Origin of the sequence: Rhizobium sp. MHM7A, assembly GCF_005862215.1 — a bacterium.
GTDB lineage: Bacteria > Pseudomonadota > Alphaproteobacteria > Rhizobiales > Rhizobiaceae > Rhizobium > Rhizobium bangladeshense.
This window is the reverse complement of sequence record NZ_VCHT01000069.1, coordinates 1-1,235: the sequence shown is the minus strand read 5'-3', so window position 1 is coordinate 1,235 and position 1,235 is coordinate 1. Positions and strand designations below refer to the sequence as shown.

Annotated in this window: 1 protein-coding gene; it reads left to right on the top strand. The window is 67.3% G+C overall.

The annotated features are described in order from the left end of the window. A partial coding sequence (locus tag FFR93_RS40405; RefSeq protein WP_138397227.1) for a putative Ig domain-containing protein occupies positions 1-1,235 on the top strand: 1,235 nt, incomplete at both ends.

Sequence of the window (1,235 nt, the reverse complement as noted above, 5' to 3'; positions counted from 1 at the left end):
GGCGCCAACGACGCGCCGGTGCTCGCCGTCCAGACGGCTGGCCAGAACGCCACCGTCGGCTCCGCCTTCTCCTTCACGCTGCCGACGACCACCTTCAGCGATGTCGACAGCGGCGACACGCTGGCCTATGCGGCAACCGCTGCCGATGGCACGGCGCTGCCCTCTTGGCTGAGCTTCAACGCCTCGACGCGCACCTTCAGCGGCACGCCGACGGCAACCGGCACCTACGGCGTCCGGGTGACGGCGACCGATCTCGGCGGCCTCGCCGCCAACGAGACCTTCAATATCGCCGTGTCGACATCAGGCAACACGGCGCCGACGGCGGTTGCCGATGCCGGGGATGCGACCGAGAAGGGCGGCGTTGCCAACGGCTCCGGCGGTGTTGCGGCCAGCGGCAACGTCTTGACCAACGACACCGATCCGGATGCCGGCGACACCAAGACGGTGACGGCGGTCAGCTTCGGGGCGACGTCAGGCACGCTCGGCGCAGCGCTCAGCGGCGCCTATGGCAGTCTCGTGCTCAACGCATCGGGCGCCTATAGCTATGCCGTCAACGAGTCCAATGCCGCCGTGCAGGCGCTGCGCCAGTCGACCAACACTCTGAGTGATGTCTTCAGCTATACGATGCGCGACGCTGCCGGCGCCATCGCCAGCGCAAACCTCACCGTCACCATCCACGGCGCCAATGACGCGCCGGTGCTCGCCGTCCAGACGGCGACCCAGAACGCCACCGTCGGCTCTGCCTTCTCCTTCACGCTGCCGACGACCACCTTCACCGATGTCGACAGCGGCGACACGCTGGCCTATGCGGCAACCGCCGCCGACGGCACGGCGCTGCCCTCTTGGCTGAGCTTCAACGCCTCGACGCGCACCTTCAGCGGCACGCCGACGGCAGCCGGAACCTACGGCGTCAGGGTCACGGCGACCGATCTCGGCGGCCTCGCCGCCAACGAGACCTTCAATATCACTGCGACAGTGGCGCCTGCGACCTACAGCCTGTTCAACGCTTCCAGCACGCCGGCCCAGACGAACCTCAACGACGGTCAGCAGCTCGAGCTCGGCGTCAAGTTCCAGTCGAACGTCGCCGGTGATGTCACCGCCATCAAGTTCTATCGCAGCGCCAACGACAACGGACAAAACGTCGTCGACCTGTGGACCTCCACCGGCACCAGGCTCGCCACCGCCACCTTCAGCAACACCACGGCGAGCGGCTGGCAGACGGTGAACTTTGCAAC